At 61.1% G+C, this 18,727-nt stretch carries 14 protein-coding genes; 11 read left to right on the top strand and 3 right to left on the bottom strand.

Translation table 11 applies throughout. The annotated features are described in order from the left end of the window. Positions 1-85 precede the first annotated feature (85 nt). The 7 genes from BSF79_RS12360 (at position 86) to BSF79_RS12330 (ending at position 7,997) form a co-directional block, all read left to right on the top strand. Positions 86-4,348 carry a strawberry notch family protein gene (locus BSF79_RS12360; RefSeq protein WP_090270151.1) on the top strand — a complete coding sequence of 1,421 codons (4,263 nt, stop codon included), beginning with the start codon at positions 86-88 and terminating at the stop codon, positions 4,346-4,348. Positions 4,349-4,469: 121 nt separating this feature from the next. Beyond that, complete coding sequence (locus BSF79_RS12355) at positions 4,470-4,856, top strand: DUF6878 family protein (RefSeq protein ID WP_090270150.1); 387 nt, start codon at positions 4,470-4,472, stop codon at positions 4,854-4,856. Between the two features lies 1 nt (position 4,857). Then, positions 4,858-5,319: a DUF6915 family protein gene (locus tag BSF79_RS12350; protein WP_090270149.1), complete on the top strand. Its 462-nt coding sequence runs from the start codon at positions 4,858-4,860 to the stop codon at positions 5,317-5,319. 100 nt (positions 5,320-5,419) lie between these two features. Continuing rightward, a complete protein-coding gene (locus BSF79_RS12345) occupies positions 5,420-5,722 on the top strand; it encodes a hypothetical protein (RefSeq protein ID WP_090270148.1) in 303 nt (100 codons plus the stop codon). A gap of 124 nt (positions 5,723-5,846) precedes the next feature. Beyond that, on the top strand, positions 5,847-6,575 hold the full coding sequence (locus tag BSF79_RS12340; RefSeq protein WP_090270147.1) for a DUF736 family protein: 729 nt from the start codon (positions 5,847-5,849) through the stop codon (positions 6,573-6,575). Positions 6,576-6,730: 155 nt separating this feature from the next. Beyond that, entirely contained in the window at positions 6,731-7,267 is a 537-nt protein-coding gene (locus BSF79_RS12335) for a hypothetical protein (protein WP_245776399.1), read from the top strand. 148 nt (positions 7,268-7,415) lie between these two features. Further along, a complete protein-coding gene (locus tag BSF79_RS12330; RefSeq protein WP_090270179.1) occupies positions 7,416-7,997 on the top strand; it encodes a rhomboid family intramembrane serine protease in 582 nt (193 codons plus the stop codon). A gap of 143 nt (positions 7,998-8,140) precedes the next feature. Here BSF79_RS12330 and drt5 read toward each other — a convergent pair whose 3' ends face one another. From drt5 to BSF79_RS12315, 3 genes are read right to left on the bottom strand one after another with little or no spacing between them, the layout of a single operon-like run. After that, the gene (gene drt5 / locus BSF79_RS12325) at positions 8,141-9,604 is read right to left on the bottom strand and encodes an antiviral reverse transcriptase Drt5 (RefSeq protein ID WP_090270145.1); all 1,464 of its coding nucleotides are present in this window, start codon (positions 9,602-9,604) and stop codon (positions 8,141-8,143) included. Between the two features lie 21 nt (positions 9,605-9,625). Next, a complete protein-coding gene (locus tag BSF79_RS12320; RefSeq protein WP_090270144.1) occupies positions 9,626-11,437 on the bottom strand; it encodes an ATP-binding protein in 1,812 nt (603 codons plus the stop codon). Beyond that, positions 11,434-12,798: an SIR2 family protein gene (locus BSF79_RS12315; RefSeq protein WP_217650063.1), complete on the bottom strand. Its 1,365-nt coding sequence runs from the start codon at positions 12,796-12,798 to the stop codon at positions 11,434-11,436. The genes BSF79_RS12320 and BSF79_RS12315 overlap by 4 nt, the downstream gene beginning before the upstream one ends. 784 nt (positions 12,799-13,582) lie before the next feature. On the opposite strand from BSF79_RS12315, the gene BSF79_RS12305 reads away from it, so the two are divergent. From BSF79_RS12305 to BSF79_RS12285, 4 genes are all read left to right on the top strand, one after another. Next, the gene (locus BSF79_RS12305) at positions 13,583-14,512 is read left to right on the top strand and encodes a DUF2493 domain-containing protein (RefSeq protein WP_090270142.1); all 930 of its coding nucleotides are present in this window, start codon (positions 13,583-13,585) and stop codon (positions 14,510-14,512) included. A gap of 532 nt (positions 14,513-15,044) precedes the next feature. After that, positions 15,045-15,251, top strand: a complete 207-nt coding sequence (locus BSF79_RS12295; RefSeq protein WP_007120662.1) for a hypothetical protein — start codon at positions 15,045-15,047, stop codon at positions 15,249-15,251. Positions 15,252-15,812: 561 nt separating this feature from the next. Continuing rightward, positions 15,813-16,406, top strand: a complete 594-nt coding sequence (locus tag BSF79_RS12290) for a helix-turn-helix domain-containing protein (RefSeq protein ID WP_090270140.1) — start codon at positions 15,813-15,815, stop codon at positions 16,404-16,406. Then, on the top strand, positions 16,393-18,726 hold the full coding sequence (locus tag BSF79_RS12285; protein ID WP_090270139.1) for a relaxase/mobilization nuclease domain-containing protein: 2,334 nt from the start codon (positions 16,393-16,395) through the stop codon (positions 18,724-18,726). The genes BSF79_RS12290 and BSF79_RS12285 overlap by 14 nt, the downstream gene beginning before the upstream one ends. Position 18,727 lies beyond the last annotated feature (1 nt).

Raw genomic sequence — 18,727 nt, 5'->3', positions numbered from 1 at the left:
GCGCGGTCTGACCCCGCCATCCTGAAAAGCGAAAGCGGGCTTTTTGTCCTTTGGAACTCAGACCCTGATCCAAAGGAAAATCCCCATGTCCAGGCCCAAACCGGCAAACCCGGCTTTCCCAATCTCCGACGCTAACCTCACCTCTGCCCTCGCGCAGATCGGCGCGGAGGTCGACAACCAGCCCCTGCGCAGTTCAGCGCTCGCGCGTATCATGCGCGAGACGTTCCATGGCAGCGATGCCGGCGGTGCCTGGGACTGGCGCATGGCCTATGACCTGATGCAGGCCGCGGCCATCCAGGTTGTGCTGCGTGGGGACGGTGCAGCAGGTGACATCGCCGCTGCAAAGCTGCTTGCCTCACGGCTGCTGACGGAAACCCGCCGGTCAGAGCAGCAGATCCGGCTGCAGCAATTTTCCACGCCGTTGCCTTTCGCGGCAATGGTCGTGCGGGCGGCAGCCATTCGCAAGGGCGAGACTTTGCTGGAGCCCTCGGCTGGCACCGGTGCCCTGGCTACTTTCGCCGCCCGGGCCGGTGCCACGCTTTTGCTCAACGAGATCGACCCTTTTCGCCAGCGCCTCCTGCGCGCGGTTTTCGGCGGCGAGGTGACGGGCCATGACGGCGAGCATATCGACGATCTGCTGCAGACGCCGGTTCTACCCGACGTCGTGGTGATGAATCCGCCCTTCGCCTCCTCGGTCGATCGCTCCCGAGACAAGCACATCGCCGCCAAACATCTCATCGCGGCTGCCAAGCGTCTCGCGCCCGGTGGGCGGCTGGTGGCGATCATGCCGCCGGGATTCACGCCCGAACGCGATGCCGCGCATTGGTCCCGCGCCTGCGGTCTCCTGACGCCGCGATTGGCGCTGACGATGCCGGGACAGGTCTATCGCAAGCTCGGCACCTCTGTCGAAACCCAGCTCATGGTCTTCGACAAGGTGCAGGAGGGCGGCGAGATAATCCGCGCCACTTTGTGCGATCTGGATGAAGCCCTTCCATTTGTCGATGCCGTGGCCGCAACACGGACCGAGATGAGCCCGGCCCAACGGGTTGAAGCGATCCCTCATGCTCGGCCGAACGTTCGATCATCTGTCCCGCGCAAGACCGCTGCCGGTGTTATCACCGCCCCCACAGCCAGGGCCAATGCCGTCCGTCCGCTCAGCTTCACGAGCCTTCAGACCCCGCGCAACAACATGCCCATCTCGGACATCTATGCGCGCTACCGTCCGCAACGGATCGAGATTGCGGATGCGCAGGAACATCCCACGCCGCTCGTTGAAAGCATCGCCATGGCCTCGGTTGCCCCGCCCATGCCCTCAAATACGGGCCGTGATGACTTGCGCCTGCCCGCACGGTTGATCGAGGAGGGAGATCTCTCCGAGGCGCAGCTCGAGACCATCATCATGGCGCATGACGCCCATGGGCGCGACCTGCCGGGTCGGTTCGCGATCGATGACGACCAGACCAAGCTGACGCGCGCCGATGATGACCCGGATGCACGTGCCTATCGCCTTGGCTATTTCCTCGGCGACGGCACCGGTTGCGGCAAGGGGCGCGAATGCGCGGGGCTCATTCTCGTGAACTGGCTGGCCGGGCGCAGAAAGGCGATCTGGGTCTCCAAATCCGCCACGCTCATCGAGGACGCCATCCGCGACTGGACCGATCTCGGCGGCTCGCCAGCCGACATTCAGCCGCTTTCCAAATGGAAACCGGACCAGCCCGTCCCGATGGGCGACGGCATCCTCTTCGTCACCTACGCCACGCTGCGGTCCGCGGGCAAATGCGGCACCACGCGACTGAGCCAGATCCTCGCCTGGATGGGTGAAGACTTTGACGGCGTTCTTGCCTTCGATGAGGCCCATGCCATGCAGAACGCGGCAGGGTCTGAGCAGGGCAGGGGGGTCAAACCCTCCCAGCAGGGCCTTGCTGGCCTACGGCTGCAACTGGCAGCACCCCGCGCCCGCGTCTTCTACATCTCTGCCACGGGTGCCACGAGCGTGCACAACCTCGCCTATGCCGCGCGTCTCGGTCTCTGGGGGCAGGGCCCTGAATACCCCTTTCCAAGCCGCGAGAGTTTCGTTTCTGCGATGGAAGCCGGCGGTGTCGCCGCCATGGAGGTGGTCGCGCGCGATCTCAAGACGCTCGGGCTCTATACGGCCCGCGCCCTCAGCTTCGACGGCGTGGAGTATGACGTGCTCGAACACGCGCTCACCTCGGCCCAGATCGAGATCTACGACGCCTACGCTGGAGCGTTTCGCACCATCCACCACAATCTCGAAGCGGCGCTGACTGCGACCGGCGTCAACGACGCCTCGGGCGAGACCAATGCCTCGGCCGCACGCGCCTCGGCCAAATCTCGCTTCGAGAGCACGAAGCAGCGCTTCTTCAATCATCTGCTGATGGGCATGAAGGCCCCGACCATCATCCGCGCCATCGCGGACGATCTGGCGGCGGGCAAGGCTTGCGTCATTCAGGTGGTCTCTACAGGCGAAAGCCTGCTGAAACGTCGGCTTGAGACGATGGACCCGGAGGACGAGCTGGTCGAGGGCGCGCTAACGCCGCGCGACTACGTCCTGGGATACCTCGAACAGGCCTTCCCGATTCATGCGCAAAAGCTCGTGGAGATTGACGGCAACATGGTGGCGGAACCTTTGCGGGATGAGACCGGCGCGCTCGTTGTCTCGCGCGAGGCGCTCGCCCTGCGCGATGCGGCAATGATGGAGTTGATGACGCTGGCCCCGATCCCCTCGGCGCTCGATCAGATCCTCTGGGCCTTTGGCGACGAGGCTGTAGCAGAGGTCACGGGCCGGTCCATCCGGCCCCTCAAGGCCGAGGATGGCCACCTCTTCATCGAGAAACGCGCCGCCAGCAGCAATTCATCCGAGACCCAAGCCTTCATGGACGGCGAGAAGGATATCCTTATCTTTTCCGATGCGGGCGGGACGGGCCGGTCCTATCATGCGGCACAAACGGCGAAGAACCAGAAGCGGCGGCGGCACTATCTACTGGAGCCCGGCTGGCGCGCGGATGCGGCCATTCAGGGGCTTGGGCGCACCCATCGCTCAGCACAGGTCAGCGCGCCGTTCTTCCGGGTCTGCACCTCCGATGTGCATGGCGAGAAACGCTTCACGTCAACTATAGCCAAACGCCTCGACCAGCTGGGGGCCCTGACCAAGGGTCAGCGCGAGACCGGCTCGCAGGGCATGTTCCGCGAGGAGGACAATCTCGAAAGCCCGATCGCGCGGGCCGCGCTGCGTGGGTATTTCGCCGATCTTGCCGCCGGGCGCGCTGAGGCGATGAGCTACGAGAGCTTCACCGACTGGACGGCCCTGCGGCTGATCGACAAGGACGGGGTGCTCCTTGAGGAGCTTCCCCCGATCCAGCGGTTTCTCAACCGGGTGCTTGCCCTGCCCATCCACATGCAGAACGCGCTCTTTGCCGAGTTCATGCGCCGGATTGCCGATCAGACTGAACGGGCGCGCGCGGCGGGCACGCTCGATCTCGGCGTCGAAACCCTGCGTGGCGAAAGGATCGAACAGGTCTCCACAGAGGATCTCTGGACCTGCCCGAAATCCGGTGCCGTGACGCGGATCATCGGACTTGAGGTGACGGACCCAGTGTATGTCCTGGGCGCCGAAGAGGCCATATCGCGCAATCCCGACAAGCTGCCGATGGTTAACCGCGCCTCCGGTCGCGCGGCGCTCATCTCGGCGCGGCCCATGCAGATGTATGACGAGGACATCGTCACGCTGATGCGCAAGGCGGTGCGGCCAAACGGGTCGAGCTATCTCGAAGAGGCACGGTTTGAGTCCTCGGCTTGGGAAGAGATCGACAGGCCTGAGTTCGCACGTCTTTGGGATGCCGAGGCTGCGTCCCTGCCAAAAACCACCACGACCAAGCTCTACCTGCTGACCGGGCTGCTGCTGCCGATCTGGAAGGACATTCCGACCACCAATGAGCGCATCTACCGGGTCACGCCGGACGGGGCGACGGCGATGATTGGGCGCACTCTGAGCGAGGAAGGGGCGGCCGCGCTGCGCGCCCGCTTCCTCGTGTCCAACCCGCAAACACCGCAGGAGATGTTGACCGCCGCCCTCGGCACCACCGCGCCTGTGGATCTGGGCCAGGGTCTCACCCTGACCCGTCGCCGCGTCGCAGGCGAGATGCGCCTCGAGCTTGGCGGCGCGGACAAGGGCATGATCGAAGGCCTCAAGGTCATGGGGTGTTTCACGGAGATCATTGCTTTCCAGCTGCGGGTGTTCCTACCGCATGGGGACGGGATCGACACGGGGAGCATTCTGGCCCGGATCGTGAGGCAGGAAGCCGCCGTGACGTCAGAACAAGCCGCCTGAAAAGTTAAAGCGGGCTTTATGCCGGGCGTCGCGGATCGGGGTTTGCTCGGTCTGCGCTTTCCGGCCGCGCGCTGACCAATGCCACGCCCGGCCCCCCAAATTCAGACAAGAGGACGGACCCATGACCAATCCCCAGATCGATTACGCCGCGATTGCGGCTCAGTGGCGCGCGGAGCGCGAAACCACCTTGAAGGCATCCCGAGCGGAGCTGATCGCGCAATTGCGCGCGCTTGGCATCAGCGAGGTCACTGCCGAATACGAAGGTTATGGCGACTCCGGCAATGTTGAGGATGTGACTGTGCAGCCTGCGGAGGTCCAACTGCCGGAACCGCTTGCCACCGCCGTGGGCGATTTCGCCTGGTCGCTCGCCTATCACCATCACCCGGGGTTCGAAAACAACGAGGGCGGCTACGGCACGCTGACCTGGGACATAGCAGCCGACAGCATCACGCTCGATCATGCGGACCGCTACGTTGAATGCTCGCATAGCTATGACGAGGGGCTGTGAGATGGCGCATCCGCTTCATCATGCCGAAAGCTCGGCCCGGAAATTCGGCGGGGTGCCGTCTGACTATCAGGCTGTGCACGATTGGTTTGACGCCTCGAAAGAGCATCTCGCGCTCTTCACGCACCGAGCCATGCGCCACCACGCTCAAGGCCTGTTCGAGGCCGAACGTGTCTTCGGCCTGACCCTGACCAATAGCGCAGGTCGAGAGATCCCCGTGCGCTGGATCGGCGAGCAGCATGTCCGCGAAGACTGTCAGGGCCGCATTCCGAGCATGGCGGACTGGCTTCGACGGATCCAGCCCGAGCCATGGATGGCAAATGGCCACATCGACCGGCATGTCGGCAATGAGCCCTGCGGCGACCCAAGGGTTGCCTGGGCCTCCGAGGTCGCCGCCGGAAGAACGGTTCTTGGCCTGAAGGATTGGATGGCGTCGCGCGCGACGCAAGCCACGCAAAGCGCCTGACAGCTCTTGGCCGTTTGCCAAACGAATACTGCATGGAAGCCCGGTTGGAAGATCGGGCTTCTTGCGTCGTTTCCCCACCATTCTTCTTGAGGAGGATCGCATGACACTCGAAGCCATCAAGGCGGCCGTCGATGCCGGCCAGACCGTGCATTGGGCCAATACCGGCTACGTTGTCCACAAGGACCGGCTTGGGCAGTACCTGATCACCTATGTGCCGAACGGCAGCTGCATCGGTCTGACCGACCGGGGCGGGCACGGGTTGAACGGAAAAGAGGTGGAGTTCTTCATCGCGCGGTCGGAGGACAGCGTTGAAAATCCGAGCAGCCAATCAAGACCAGACGGACAGGGGAGGGGCGCAGCACCCGGAGGCGCGGGGGCATTCCCACTCGGACGGCAGCTCTGACCAGTGGGCGGGGCTGAAAGGAAAGCAGGCTTTCTGATTTGTGATCCCAAGAGGGGTCGAGAAAGCAATCCCGGATGCGTTGGCAAGAACGTCAGGCACCGGCCAATCCAAAAGGAACCATCCCATGTTCGCAGGAACCCTCACCCGCAATGTCGAGACCGCAGCCGCTCAGTACACCGGCATGATCCACTCGACGCGTTTTGACATCGCCATCCAGTTGGAGGCGCGGGCAAAGATGTCCGAACGCAGCCCGGATTTTGACGTGACGGCAGTCAACAAATCAGGCCGCAAGGTGCGCATCGGCACGGCCTGGAACGAGACCGGCAATACCAGCGGCAACCCCTACATCTCGATGCAGATCGATGTCGGCCTCGGCCCGTTCCGGGTCAACGCGGTGCAGACGAAAGAGGCGCGCGCCGCCCAGAGCGGCGCATTCGAGATCATCCCGCTGGTCTCGAACGGCCTGATGAAATCCGGCTCGATCTCGGGCGAGCTCACCGCCATGGACGCTGACAACGCCTTCACCGGCTACATCGCCAACATGATGTTCGATCTGGAGTTCATGCTGATCGAAAACAGCTACAAATCCGAGAAGACCCACCCCGATTACCGCATCGAGGTCAGCTCGCCCCGGGGCACACCGATCCGCGTCGGCTCGGCGTGGATGGCCAAAAGCAGCCGCACGGGCAATGACTACCTGTCGCTTCTGATCAACACGCCCGATGGCGACCTGCGCGTCAACGCCGTGCAGAACGAAGAACAGCGCGGCGGGCAGACCTTCTCGATCATCCCGTTCATCGACAGCGGTGAGCAGCCGCAGGACGCGGGCGCGGGGCTGTCGCTGGTCGCGTGACCAGTGCGTGAGAGAATACAATCTGAACCGAAAGGGGAGCCGTGGGACCACGGTTCCCCTTTTTCCATGTCCGTTTGCGTGAAGGACGTCACCCGCTTGCGATCTGGTGTAAATGCGATACAATAATATATTATCGCAATATCGAGGGCGGGCGCGTGGCGGCTAGATCAGGGACGGTTCCATGGTTCGAGAGCTTTGATGTTGAGGCAGAGGTTGCAGAACTCCTTGCTCATATCGAGCGCTGCACTGGATTTTCGCTACCCGCCCGAAAGCGTGAAGTCATCATGACCCATGCAAGGGCGAAGCTCGACAGGACAAGGCAGGCATATCTAGACGCCAAGGCGGCGGGAAAGTCGGTGTCCACGTCGCGCCGCGCTTATCTGACCGACTTGCAGGACACGGTCTTCATGGCGATCCCGGAAGAGAACCTTGCGCGGATGCCGCTGAGCGAGCAGGTCCTGAACGACCCTTCGTTTTACGCGGACGCCATGCATAACGCCGCTGCGATCAGCGAAGATGAGCTTTTCATGGCGCGGTCCTCTTCGCTGAAAGACATGACGGTCCAAGACGCCCGGGCCTTCGTCTCGAAGCTTTGGCACAACACGATCGATGACAATGCGCGCAAATACGCCGAAGCCCTGAAGCGTCCCGAGCGTGAAATCATGCCGCTGCGGCCGGGGAACACCGTGTAAGATCGAAGCCATTCTCTTGGCTTGAGCCGTACCGAGGTTGGCCGCCTCAAACCCCCCTTCCTGGAGGTGGCATCCTGTGCAGCGCGCGAAAGCCGTTGAAGGGCTTGCGGAGACGTCTACTGTCGCCGCCATGATGAACCGGGATCACATGCGCGCTTTTTTTCGGCGCGCTGCGGCGCTTGCCGCCTTTGTCGCCCTGCTCTGGGCGGTCCAGGTCATCAATTGGATCACCGGCTACGGCCTGAACCCGGCGTTCGGGCTGATCCCGCGGTATTTCGGTGGGTTGGATGGCATCATCGCGATGCCCCTCCTGCATGGGAGCTTCGCGCACCTGATGGCCAATACGCCGCCGCTGCTGGTGATGGGTGGACTGCTGGTGGCAACAACCACGCGAGTCTTGCTGCCGGTGAACGCCGTGGTGATCGGCTTCGGCGGCGGTCTCGTGTGGCTGTTCGGCAGCTCGGCCATTCATATCGGAGCGTCAGGGCTGGTCTTCGGCTGGTTCGGCTTCCTCGTGGTGCGCGGCCTCGTGGATCGCTCGCTGATCACGCTAGGCGCGGCACTGGTGGTCGGTGTCCTCTATGGCTCCATTCTCTGGGGCGTTCTTCCGGGCCAATCCGGCGTCTCGTGGGAGGCGCATCTCTTCGGCGCCATCGCGGGCGCGGCCGCTGCAGTCCTTGTCCGGACGCATGTCCATGCGCCACGCTTGGGCGACGTCGATCTGGAATGAAGCAGTACGCCCGACGTGGTCGGTCCGTAGCGGACTTTGCCGATTTAGTCAGGTGCTGCGACGCAGCTTCACCAGAGCGGACGCTGTGCAAAATTCGGTAATACTGACAATATCAAAAATTCAGGCGAACCCTAAAGGCCCACTCAATCCTTCGACACTATGTCAAACACAAGCTTGTTGTAGTTTGAAGCTTTGGCAAAGTAACCCAATCTGTGACGGCGGTCGATTCTATTCAATCCTCTGTGGCCGACCGCGCTAGACCAGGACAACCAATCGGATTGCCCAGCACCCAAATGGGCGTCGCGAAGCTCTACTAATCCGTACCTCAAGTCGGGTATTTCGAGGAGTTTAGCTCTGGAGATCGATGTGGCGTTTGGATGATTGTTCAGCCTGTCTATGATCTCTGCCGCTGAATTGGTGTTCAGAAGCCGATCTTCAAGAATGTGGGTCAGCCAAAAAAGCTGGAACTCGTAGATCATCGCGTCATTGTCACGAAGTAGTTCCAAGACGAATGCGGCTATGGCTTCCTCGTCTTCCGCCTCACGGCAAAATGAGTGAATATTCTTGAATAGGTGTGGGAAGCGACGCGCTATGTCTGCAAGACGTTCAATCGCTTCTTCGGCATGCTCTGCCATCAACGCCAGCACGAGCTCTGCGTCCTCTTCTTCGATATCATCTTGTTGTAGTAGGCCTCGCAGAAAACCCATTTCTTCATCCGACAAATCCTGCTCGACTTCGACCTCTTCATCGGGAATACCATCATAGTCGGTGATAACTACACGCCGTCTTTGGAGTAGCTGTATCCTTACGTCTTCGATCGCATCCTCAAGTTCAACGTTCTCCCGCACGCCGTCACTGGTTTTGTTTGGATTCAGTGAAAGGCCTTTCTCACCCAACAAGCGCTGGATCGTAATGAAGTCATGACGAAGATCACGCCGCGAGTCGGAGAAAAGTACAAAATCGTCCATAAATCTAACAACCGCATTGCTGCGCAATCCGTGAAACTGTTCGACAAAACGGAGAAAATCATTGCCTATCATTTTCGTTGGGTAAATGCCCTGTGGCAGACAATCGACTGACCGCCCCGTGTTTATTTCCCGAAGAAACTGACCAAACGCCTGGTAATCCTGTTCGGATGCTCCGGTTCTGGACAACCAAGAAACGAGGTCATGGTGGTAAACTGAGTTGAAATAAGCAGCGACATCGAAGCTCAAGCTGTATCTGAATTGATCTCGATACGCAGCAATGGCCCCCTTATATCCTCGATATGATCCCGAAGGATTGAGTGGCTCACCATCTTGAAAGCGGTAGCCAAAATGCTTCTTGTGCTCGTGGTAGGGCGCTCTGAAGCGGGTTCTATTTCGTAAGACGAGATCGTAAATAAAATACTCCGCCACAGGGTCCAGTTTAACGGTTCGCCTCAGGTGAAAACCGGGCTTGCCGGCATAAACCCTGGTTTGCGAACGGAATGAAAAAGATTCCTGATCGGGATCAAGGCAACGATTCAAAAACTCGGCAATCTCGGCTTGACCATTTTCGATCAAGTAGCGGTTTGTCGACATCGGGAAAAGCATTCGACGATAGTCAGCTGAGTAGAAATCGAACATCAATACTTCCTACTATTTTGATCAAAAATCTTCGGTCAATGGGGCTGCTTCGGTTTTGCCCCAAAATTTCTGATACTTCGGGCCGTGGCTTTCTGGTTGCTGACCTTTTTCGGGTTTGCTCATCATGATCGGCAACGGTGCGGGTAAATCGGGGCCGACAATGATCGCCTCGCCTTGTGATAGAGATGGGATAAAGGCGGCGGCGCTGCGATCAAGATCACCGCATGCCCTTTCAATGGTTTCCCGGTCTCGCTCATTGGTTAGCCGATGTACAAAGAGGGTTCCAAGTTGACTGAGAACATCCTGTGGCACATCTCTGGGACGCTGCGTCGCGACAACGGTGGTCAGTCCGTACTTCCTGCCTTCCTTGGCGATGAGGCCAAAGGCATCGAGGTTAACGCTATTCTGGTCATCGCCGACAGACCGGCCAATAAACTGGTGAGCTTCATCCAAGAAGCAAACAAGCGGATTTTGTCGAAAACGCCCCTGCCGTGCGATGCCAAGCAGATAGCGTCCAATAGCGTTCAGTAGCAACTCACGCGCATTGTGCTTAAAGCTCACGTTTTCGAATGAAAGCACCAAAGCCCTCGCATCTGGATCATCAAGAAACCCCTCGATTTCTTCGCATATATCCAAGCCTTCTTGAGAAAAAAAGCATGACATATCAGGAGAGTTCAAAAGCGTCTCGATCCGAATAACCAAGGTATTGTTGTAACCTACTTGCTTCGGGTCCACCCCGCCAAATGTGCCGTCCGTGTTAGCCGGGAACAAACACTCTTTGCCAATTTGGTTGGAAAGCACTTTGAGATCGAAGTCACAGTCATCTGCCGCCAACTGATCGGCTAGCATCAGCTGAGCGCGACCAAGCGGTTTCCTCTGTTGGTTTGCTTTCGAAACAGTTCTGTTCTCGTCAAGGTGGATGAAGCCGACTGTTTGGTCGTTGTGTTGAACTTCTATTCGAAGAGCATCGCTGCCTTCGACGGCATGCTGCGGAAACCGCACTGGGTCTGCCAACAGCAGTCGAGCCAGTCTCAAGCTGATAATCGCACTGCGAAGAGTGGGGCCTTGGCTTTGCCCGGTTGGTCTGAGCAGGGCGTTCAAGTCAAGCTCGGACAGCTTCTCACTCGGAAACCGCGCCAAGCGGCCTTCAGCGGCTTGGTCATTTGAGAACTCAAACTCCCGTGCGGTGGCTACCTTTCCTGCGAACTCTCCCGTTGGATCGAACAGAATACACTTGCCACCTATACGCACGATCTCATTGACGAGGCGGGACACTGTCCAGCTCTTCCCCCCGCCTGTCGCACCAAATACTCCGCAATGACGACCGAACAATTTCTCCGGCGGAATGCTGAGGGCGGCATCATCCAGCCCAGATAGGTTCCCCAGCTCGACGAGCAACGGTGCACTGTCTCCCTTCATATCGCCTTCCAAGGCATCCTTGATGGAATTGGACAACGCTCCGCCTTCTGCGAGGTAGACTCCATCACCGACCCTTGGCTGCGTGTTGATACCGCGCGTCACTTTCCGAGTGGTCTTGCTGACGGTCGCCAACAATTGAACACGCCCCTGCGGCTCTACCGTGGGATCGGTTTCGATCTGGTGCTCAAGGACGTTTCGTTGCCTGTCTGGAATGCCAACCTCCGTCACGCGTCCCAAGATCGCTGAGCGATCGCAATCGACAAACACGAAATCACCAACTGAACCCTTTGCCAGTCCACGCCGCCCGAGGGCTGCAAGTGCATTCGGCAAGGTGAGTTCTACAGCACTGGCCGTCACCCGTGTGACCGTTCCGATGCGCTTCGACGGGTCGATCAGGGAGGCAAGCTCGCTCATGCGCCATCGCCCTCGCGCAGCTTCTCAAGCCGATCCCGCAAGAGCTGGCGATCCGTCTTGCCCGATATCATTGGGAGAGCATCGGCAAGGTCTTCGAAACGACCGTTCAGCATAGTGATGCGCGTATCGCCCTGCTGCACAAGACGCGCAATCTTGCTTTGGTAGTGGCGTTGTCCACCTAGATCGAGGTCAATTTCCTGCACGTCTTCATCGAAGAGCTTTTGGTGCTCTACGAACCCACGATCACAAAGCACAAGGCGAAGCGACAGGTTCGTTTCGATGGCTGACCAGATCGGGGCGCTGATGTGATCATCAGCAAACCCGAAGCCTGAGACGATCAACGTTGTATCGGGTTCCCGCAACGCTGCCTGCAAGGCCGCGAACATGTCGAGATAGGGGCTTCCGAATGCTTCCTGATATTTCGAAGACCGAGGATAGATCAGGACTGGCTTGCGGTCCTCGCCGGGGGCATCGACGCTTCGGATAACGACTTCATCGGAACGTCGCCGCCAATCCACTGACCCGTGCAGCTTGTAGAGGTGAAACACGCCGTCGAGGTAGTCGGCCTTCGTGCCCGATGCGGCTCGCCGCACGATGTCATGGTCGAAGTGATCACGGTTGAACCGCTGTTCGGCACTGTGGGAAAAACCGTCGATCAGCACGACACCGAGACGTAGACCTGCCGTCTCAACACACAGATCGTAATTCGTGGTGAACAGCTTCACTCTGGGCTTTTCCGGAGATCGGCGGGCGAACTTCTTCAAGAATGCCAATTGCGCGGGCAAATCCGTGCCCGCGCCAACAAAACCTACCTTGCCCAAGATCGTGTTCTCAGCAACGCGAACAAACTCGATCAGCTCATCCAACCAAGGCCCATCAGCGAAATCAGGGTCGTTTTTCGCCCGAATATTGAGCAGCTCAATTTGCATTTTGCAGAGGCTCAACAGGCTTTCGATATCTCCGGCCTTCTGCTTCCCCTCGCTGTCGTTCTGCGGCAGGCCACCCATTACTTTCTTTGCGAGATCGTCAAACTCTTTGTGGTCGACCAAATTTCCTTCGGAAACGGCATCTCGCACAGCATGCCACAGATCGCCCATCCCCGGCGCATTCGGCCCGCCTTCGTTCTTGGCCGAGAAGGACGCCCCAGACCCCAACAGCACCACGACATTGGTTGAATGCAGCGCCGCCAACAGAGCCTCTTCGACCTGATCCTTGCATCCGGCCTTGGGTTTCTTGCTGGGGTCGTCCGGGTCTTCCTTCTCACCCTCCCAGCGCAGCCACTTGCCGTCGCGCGTCAACAGGCGCAGCAACTCCTTTTTTCCTACCAGCTCTCCATCCCAAAAGTTCTTCAAGTCTTCCACCTTAGAATGCAATTCTAGGGTGAAGCTAGATTAGTTGTTCAGCCGGGTAAATCATCCATGAATCATCGCTCACCAAGGTGTTCGGCGCATTAGGGCCGCAAGCGCACCAATGACGGCTTTTGAAGTGGAGCTTTTTCGGCTTGCACTAGCTGTGAATGACGACTTCCCGCCCATCACGTCGAATGCTTGGACAAGTAATCCGTATAGTCGGCAGCGGCGTCGCCAGCACATCAACCTTGGGCTAAGCCTTGCGGCCTCCCCAGCTCGGCTTCGCGTGTCGCAGGGGAGAACGGCCCTTCGGTCCGTCGCGCATTCGGCCATGCGGCCTCACCGCGGCGTCGCACCCGGCATCCCGGTTTGCCCGCCTCGCGAGCACGTCACTCCCCGGCCGCTCCGCCGGATTGCGCTCTGGTCTGTTTTGCGGGGCAAAACGATCCCGCCGCTTCATCCGTCTCCCGCGTCCGGTCAGGCCGTTTGCCTGCTCGGGTCGGGCAAACCTACCGTCAAAACACACACACATGAATGCGGAAGCATATCCTCCGGATGGCCCCCAAATCAGCCCGCGTCAAGGATCGCAAAACTTTTCGGCGAGGTTGGTGCCAGTGGCGCGGGGCGGTCCCGTGCGCGAGCGCGCGCATGTGTCGGGTGCTGCGCGCGGAAAACTTTTGCGCCCGGCAAGCCGGCGGCTGCGCCGTCCCTGACCCGGGCAGATTCGGAAACCAGGCATTCGGCCATGCCTCCACACTCACGTGGTGGCCTTGCAACCGAACACTGGAGACCAGACATGGCTTACGACACTGCAAACACCTACGAGACCATCGAGCTTTTCGGACTGACCGAAAGGGACGCGCAGTTGCCGATCCCGGAGGATCACGTCCTGACCGACCACATCATCCGCGAGAGCTTCGAGGCTTTGCTCGGGCAGTTGCGCGGGACCGGGCTTGAAGCAGAAATCGAACCGCTGGCCCATGGGCTCGCGACGATCCTGCAGCGCCGCAAGGTGGCGCTTGGCAAGGAGGTCGACCGCACCGCCGACAAGATCGGCGCGCTGGCAAAATCCCACGACGGATCAGAGATCGCCGAGACCGCGCTCGAGGAGGCGCAGGCGCGCTTTCTGCAACTGCGCGAAATTGTCAGCGCCATCGAGGTGATGAGCGAGGCAGCGGCGGAATGCTACGAGATCGAGACGGGCCACGCCTTCATTCCAGCAGCCGGGTCGCGCGCAAGCGTCCGGGCGCAGGAGACCGGGGCAGTCTTTGAGGCGCGGCAGCTCCTCGAGCGGCACGACCGCGAGACTGCCGAGAAGTCGAAAGTCGAGGGGGTTCCCCTGATCGTCTCAGGCGCCACCGACTGGACCGATGTCGATGTGATCTTCAAAACGCTCGACAAGGTTCGCGAACGGATCAAGCAGAACCGCAACCAGGAGATCTTCCTCTGCCACAAGGGTGGCAAGCATGGGGCGGAGATGATTGCGGCACGGTGGGCCCGGGCACGCGGCGTCGCGCAGGCGCGCTTCGATCCGCGCTGGTCCGCGCACGGGCGGGCGGCACCGTTCAAGTGCAACGACGAAATGCTGGACGACAAGTTCGCGGCGACGGGGGTTGTCCTCTTCGGCGGCAACGGGGTCGCGCTGAACCTCGGGCAGAAAGCGGAAGCGAAAGGCCTGACGGTCATGCGGGTTGCGGACCCGGTGAAGAAGGCGTCGCAGGAGTGAAGAGAGGGGGTCGCGCTTGGCGCGGCCCTTTCGTCATGTCTCACGGCGCGTGCGATCGGTCACGCGTGATCGGCAGTCTGCGGCGGCCAGCACCGTTACCCCTCTACCCAGTCCGTCAGAGTGCGGCCCATCCGCATCGGTATGGGTTCGGGATGGTGCGCACCTCATGCACATCGTCAGCGGGGCAAGACGCGAGGGGTCGAGACGTCCCACTTGAGGCTGAAGACCCGCACGTCCCTCGGGTGGTGTTTCGGAACATCGCACCCACGCGGGCGGACTTTGTCAGCACCCCGGCCAGGTTCGGCGGGACGCGGATGGTGGCGCCGGCGTGATGGCAGGGGTCATCCGGATCACTCCTTTTTGCTCATAGATGTGGATCGCACGGGGTCGGCCCAATCGTGCCCTCAGCTCACGCTTCGGCAAGCACAAATACGGCTTCCACGGCGGGCCGCGGACCCTCCGCATTTGCGCTTGCGGCTGGGCCTCTTGCCCCCGTGCCGGGTGATCCCCATCGCAACAAGGAGTAACCCAAATGACCAACCACTACGTCGCCACCGTCCCCGTCAAGTTCACCGACACCGATGGTCAGGAGCGCACCCGCTTCCAACGCGTGGGCGCCATGTTCCGCAACACCCGCAACGGGGATGGCTCGGAGTTCTTCAGCCTCAAGCTCGACTTTCCCGTCGCGGTCTCGGAGCTGGTGATGTTCCCGCCGAGCGCGAAGGATCCCCAGGACTGAATCCTCTGACGAGGATGGGCCGCCCCAGGACGATCCGGGAGCGGCCCGATCCCTGTTCCAGGGATGCCAGTTCCGGCGCGGGTGATCGCCGGCAGCGACCTCTCCTTGGTGCCGGTCGCTGCGCGATCAAGGGACCGACTCCCCCCGGAATGATCAGGCCGCGACAGACCGGCCAGTCAGCCTCAAGGGGGCCATCCACAAAAACCTATCGGCCAGGGCCTCCCGGTTTTTGCGGCAGAGATTTGGCAAGCCAAATCTGGCCCTCCTTGACCCTGCCTGTCCGCCCTGTCGGTGGGGTGTGCGCCCGCCCGCGGTTCCGTCCGAAAACATGCGTGTTCGGCCAGAGCCTCGGGCGGGGCTGGCGGACGGGACCCATAGGACAGGTGTCGCACGGTGGTGAGGGCGGCAGAGCCGCGTCCCTGCGGGCCGCGGCGTGAGGCGGACACCAAGGCTGCCTGAGCCTGAATGCGACGCAAGTATATAATTGACAGCTAGGTATATTATCGTAAGGTGGGAGCAGCCTTGGTGGAAGGTGGCAGGAAATAGGGGGTCTTTCTTCGCATGTCTCGCTCAAAACGCCTCACAGATGCGGACCGCATGGAGATCGTTCGCGAAGCTGCGGAAGGCGTTTCCACTTCAGTGCTGGCGGAACGCTTTGGCGTGTCGGTGCGGGCGATTCAGTACACGCTCAAAGCCGATGCCGAGCGCCAGACGGATGCCGCAATTCCGGTCTCAGCGGTCAGTGTGAAGGTCACGGCGGCGGAGCTGGCGGCGCTCGACGCGGTGTTGGAGAAGGCGGGGATCAAGAGCCGGGCCGAGGGGCTGCGGCGGCTCATTCAGGCGGCAGGCGGGGTGTTCGTTCCGGACGCGCAGATGGCGGCCGAGATGGCGCGCTACCGCGCTTCACTGCACGAGGTCGGCAATGGGGTCACGCAAATCGCCAAGCAGATGACGCAGGCCAACCGGCAAGGGCAGGGGGCCGGGGGAGGCACGAGTGCCGAGTTCACCGAATTGCGCCTTGCCCAGATGCGCGGGTTGGCGCGGTTCATCCTGGATTCCGCTGACGAGATCGATCTGCTCCTGCGCCGCCGTCGGGACGCGATGCAGCTGCAGGCCACAGCCGCCTTGAGGGAGTTTGCCCATGCGGCTGAATGATGCCGTCCATACCGTTACGGGCGAGGTCTTCCGGGACGGCTGGAGCCGCATCCGGGGCTCGATGCAGGGGCTACACGTGGCCAAGCAGACCCAGCTTGTGCGCGCGGCAGCAGGGCACCGGCCAGCGGTCTTCAAGGCGATCCGGGGCGGGGGCACTCACAACAAATCGCAGCTGATGAACCAGCTCGATTACCTTACAACCAAGTCCACCCATATCGTGGACTCGAGCGGGTTCTTGGATGGCAAGTCCAAGCTCGAGGCGGGTGACATCAAGGACCTGACCGAGCGCTTTGCCAAACGGTGGGATGCGGGCTTCAAGCCCAAGCTCGGACAGACCACCCACATGCTCATGTCCTTCCCCATCGGCACGCGCGGGGAGGATGTGCGCGACATCGCAACCGATGTGGCCGAGCGGTTCTTCCAGACTGACGCGGGGCATTTCGACTACATCATCGCGGTGCATGAGGACCGCGATCACCCGCATGCGCATCTGGTGCTGAACCGCCGCTCGCAGGAAGGCGAGTTCTTCTTTCTGGGGCGCAACCACCGCTTCAACTACGACGATTTCCGCCTCGCCATGGTCGAGGAGGCCGAGAAGTATGGCGTTCGGCTGGAGGCCACGCGCCGGGTGGATCGCGGGGTTGTGCATTACCCGGCCCGCACAAGCGAGGTTTATACGGCGAAAGAAGAGGGACGCGCACCCCACGAGCGCGAACGCGTGGGGGCCGACCTGACCCGGACGCTGGCGGAGATCGCCAACACCAGAACCGTCTACCATTCGCTTGCCGCAGAGGCCTCCCGGGAGGCCCGGGAAGACATCGCCGCGGCACTCTTCCGCGCGGGCGAGGTGCTGGCGCATGGCGGACAGATGGACCGAACAGGAGATGTGTATATGGCCGAGGATCAAAGCTTCGAGGATCTGAGAAGCCTCTATGCGGAAAAGCTCGCGCGAGTGCAGGGCATGATCGCCGAGAAGTCTGACGCGGAACGTCCCGTGCTGGAAAAACGTCTCATCGAGATCCAGACGCAGGTCCAGCACATGCAGCCCTTGGGGCTGCGCTCGGGCTCGCTGTCAGAGACCCCCTCGGAGGGCGGGATCTATTCCGAAGCCAATATCGACGCCAGCCAGCGCGAGCGTCTGGCAGAGCCCGATCTGAGATCGCGCATTGACGCGGCACTACACGGCACTGGGATCAGCACATCGGAAGTGGTGGCCCGGATCGAGACGGGCGCCTCAAATGCAGCGCTCGAGCATCAATGGATCGCCAATGATCTAACACGCGTGGCTGAGGCGCGGGATCTGAACCTCGAGCGCCGCGCCGATCTGGAACAGGCGCGCGACATTCTCAATGACGTGCATGTGGAACTTGGCACGCTGTTGGAGCGCGAGAACGTGCTGCGCCGGGATGGCGTCATGGAAGCGGAACCGATCAGTGAGCGGTTCCATTATCACCGGGACGCGGTCCGGGCGATGGAAGGGACAATCCGTCAGGAGATGCGCGCAGACGGCCTGACTGCGCAGCAGATCCAGGACCGGGACTGGGAGGTTGTCTCACGGGCGGAGCGCCGGATCGAGACGGAGCAGCGCACGTATCTCGAAGCACACCCGGACCTGCTCGCACGCCCCGGCGATGTGATCGACCGGTCTGAGCCCTATAGGGAGACCATCACCGATGCGGCCCGCGCCAGCGAGATCACCCGCGAGGTCGACCGGATCATGGAGGGACGCGACCTCCGCACGCCCGTTGCAGATGCTGTCACGGATGACTTGCGAGCGCGCTACCCGGACATGCCGTCCCACCTCGCCCGCGGGCTCGGCGCGACCTATGCGGCTGTCGTCGAGATACGCGACACGGAGGTCATCAATCAGGTCCGCCGCGAAAACGAGTTGCGCGAGGGGCTGGGGGTTGGCACGCGCGACGATGTCCTCGCTGCCCGCGGTGAAAGTTCAGCGCAGTTCGAACGTATCGACCGCCTTGCAGACGAGATTGCGCGTGTCCTGGACCATGAGCGGGCCGGGGAATTGTCCGCGCCCTTCGAGACCGAGGCGGAGCGGGACGCCTTTCGCGACGAGATCGCGCGGGTGCTGGACGTTCGCCAACTCGATCGGCTCACATCCGGCGATGCCAATGCGCTGGACAAGGTTCTCGAGGACCGCCTCGACCGGCTCTATGTCGCCAAGGTCTATCTGCAATCGGATGCAGCAACGGCCAACACGGAGGCCTTGCGCCAGGTGGTCGATGATCTTGCCGACACCGAATATGAAAAACACCGCACCACAGACGTGGATGGCGAGACCGAGCGGGGTCAGGTCCATTGAG

Source organism: Thalassovita taeanensis (assembly GCF_900110775.1).
Classification (GTDB): Bacteria; Pseudomonadota; Alphaproteobacteria; order Rhodobacterales; family Rhodobacteraceae; genus Litorimicrobium; species Litorimicrobium taeanense.
The sequence above is the reverse complement of the archived record's forward strand: the minus strand, read 5'-3'. Positions and strand labels throughout refer to the sequence as shown.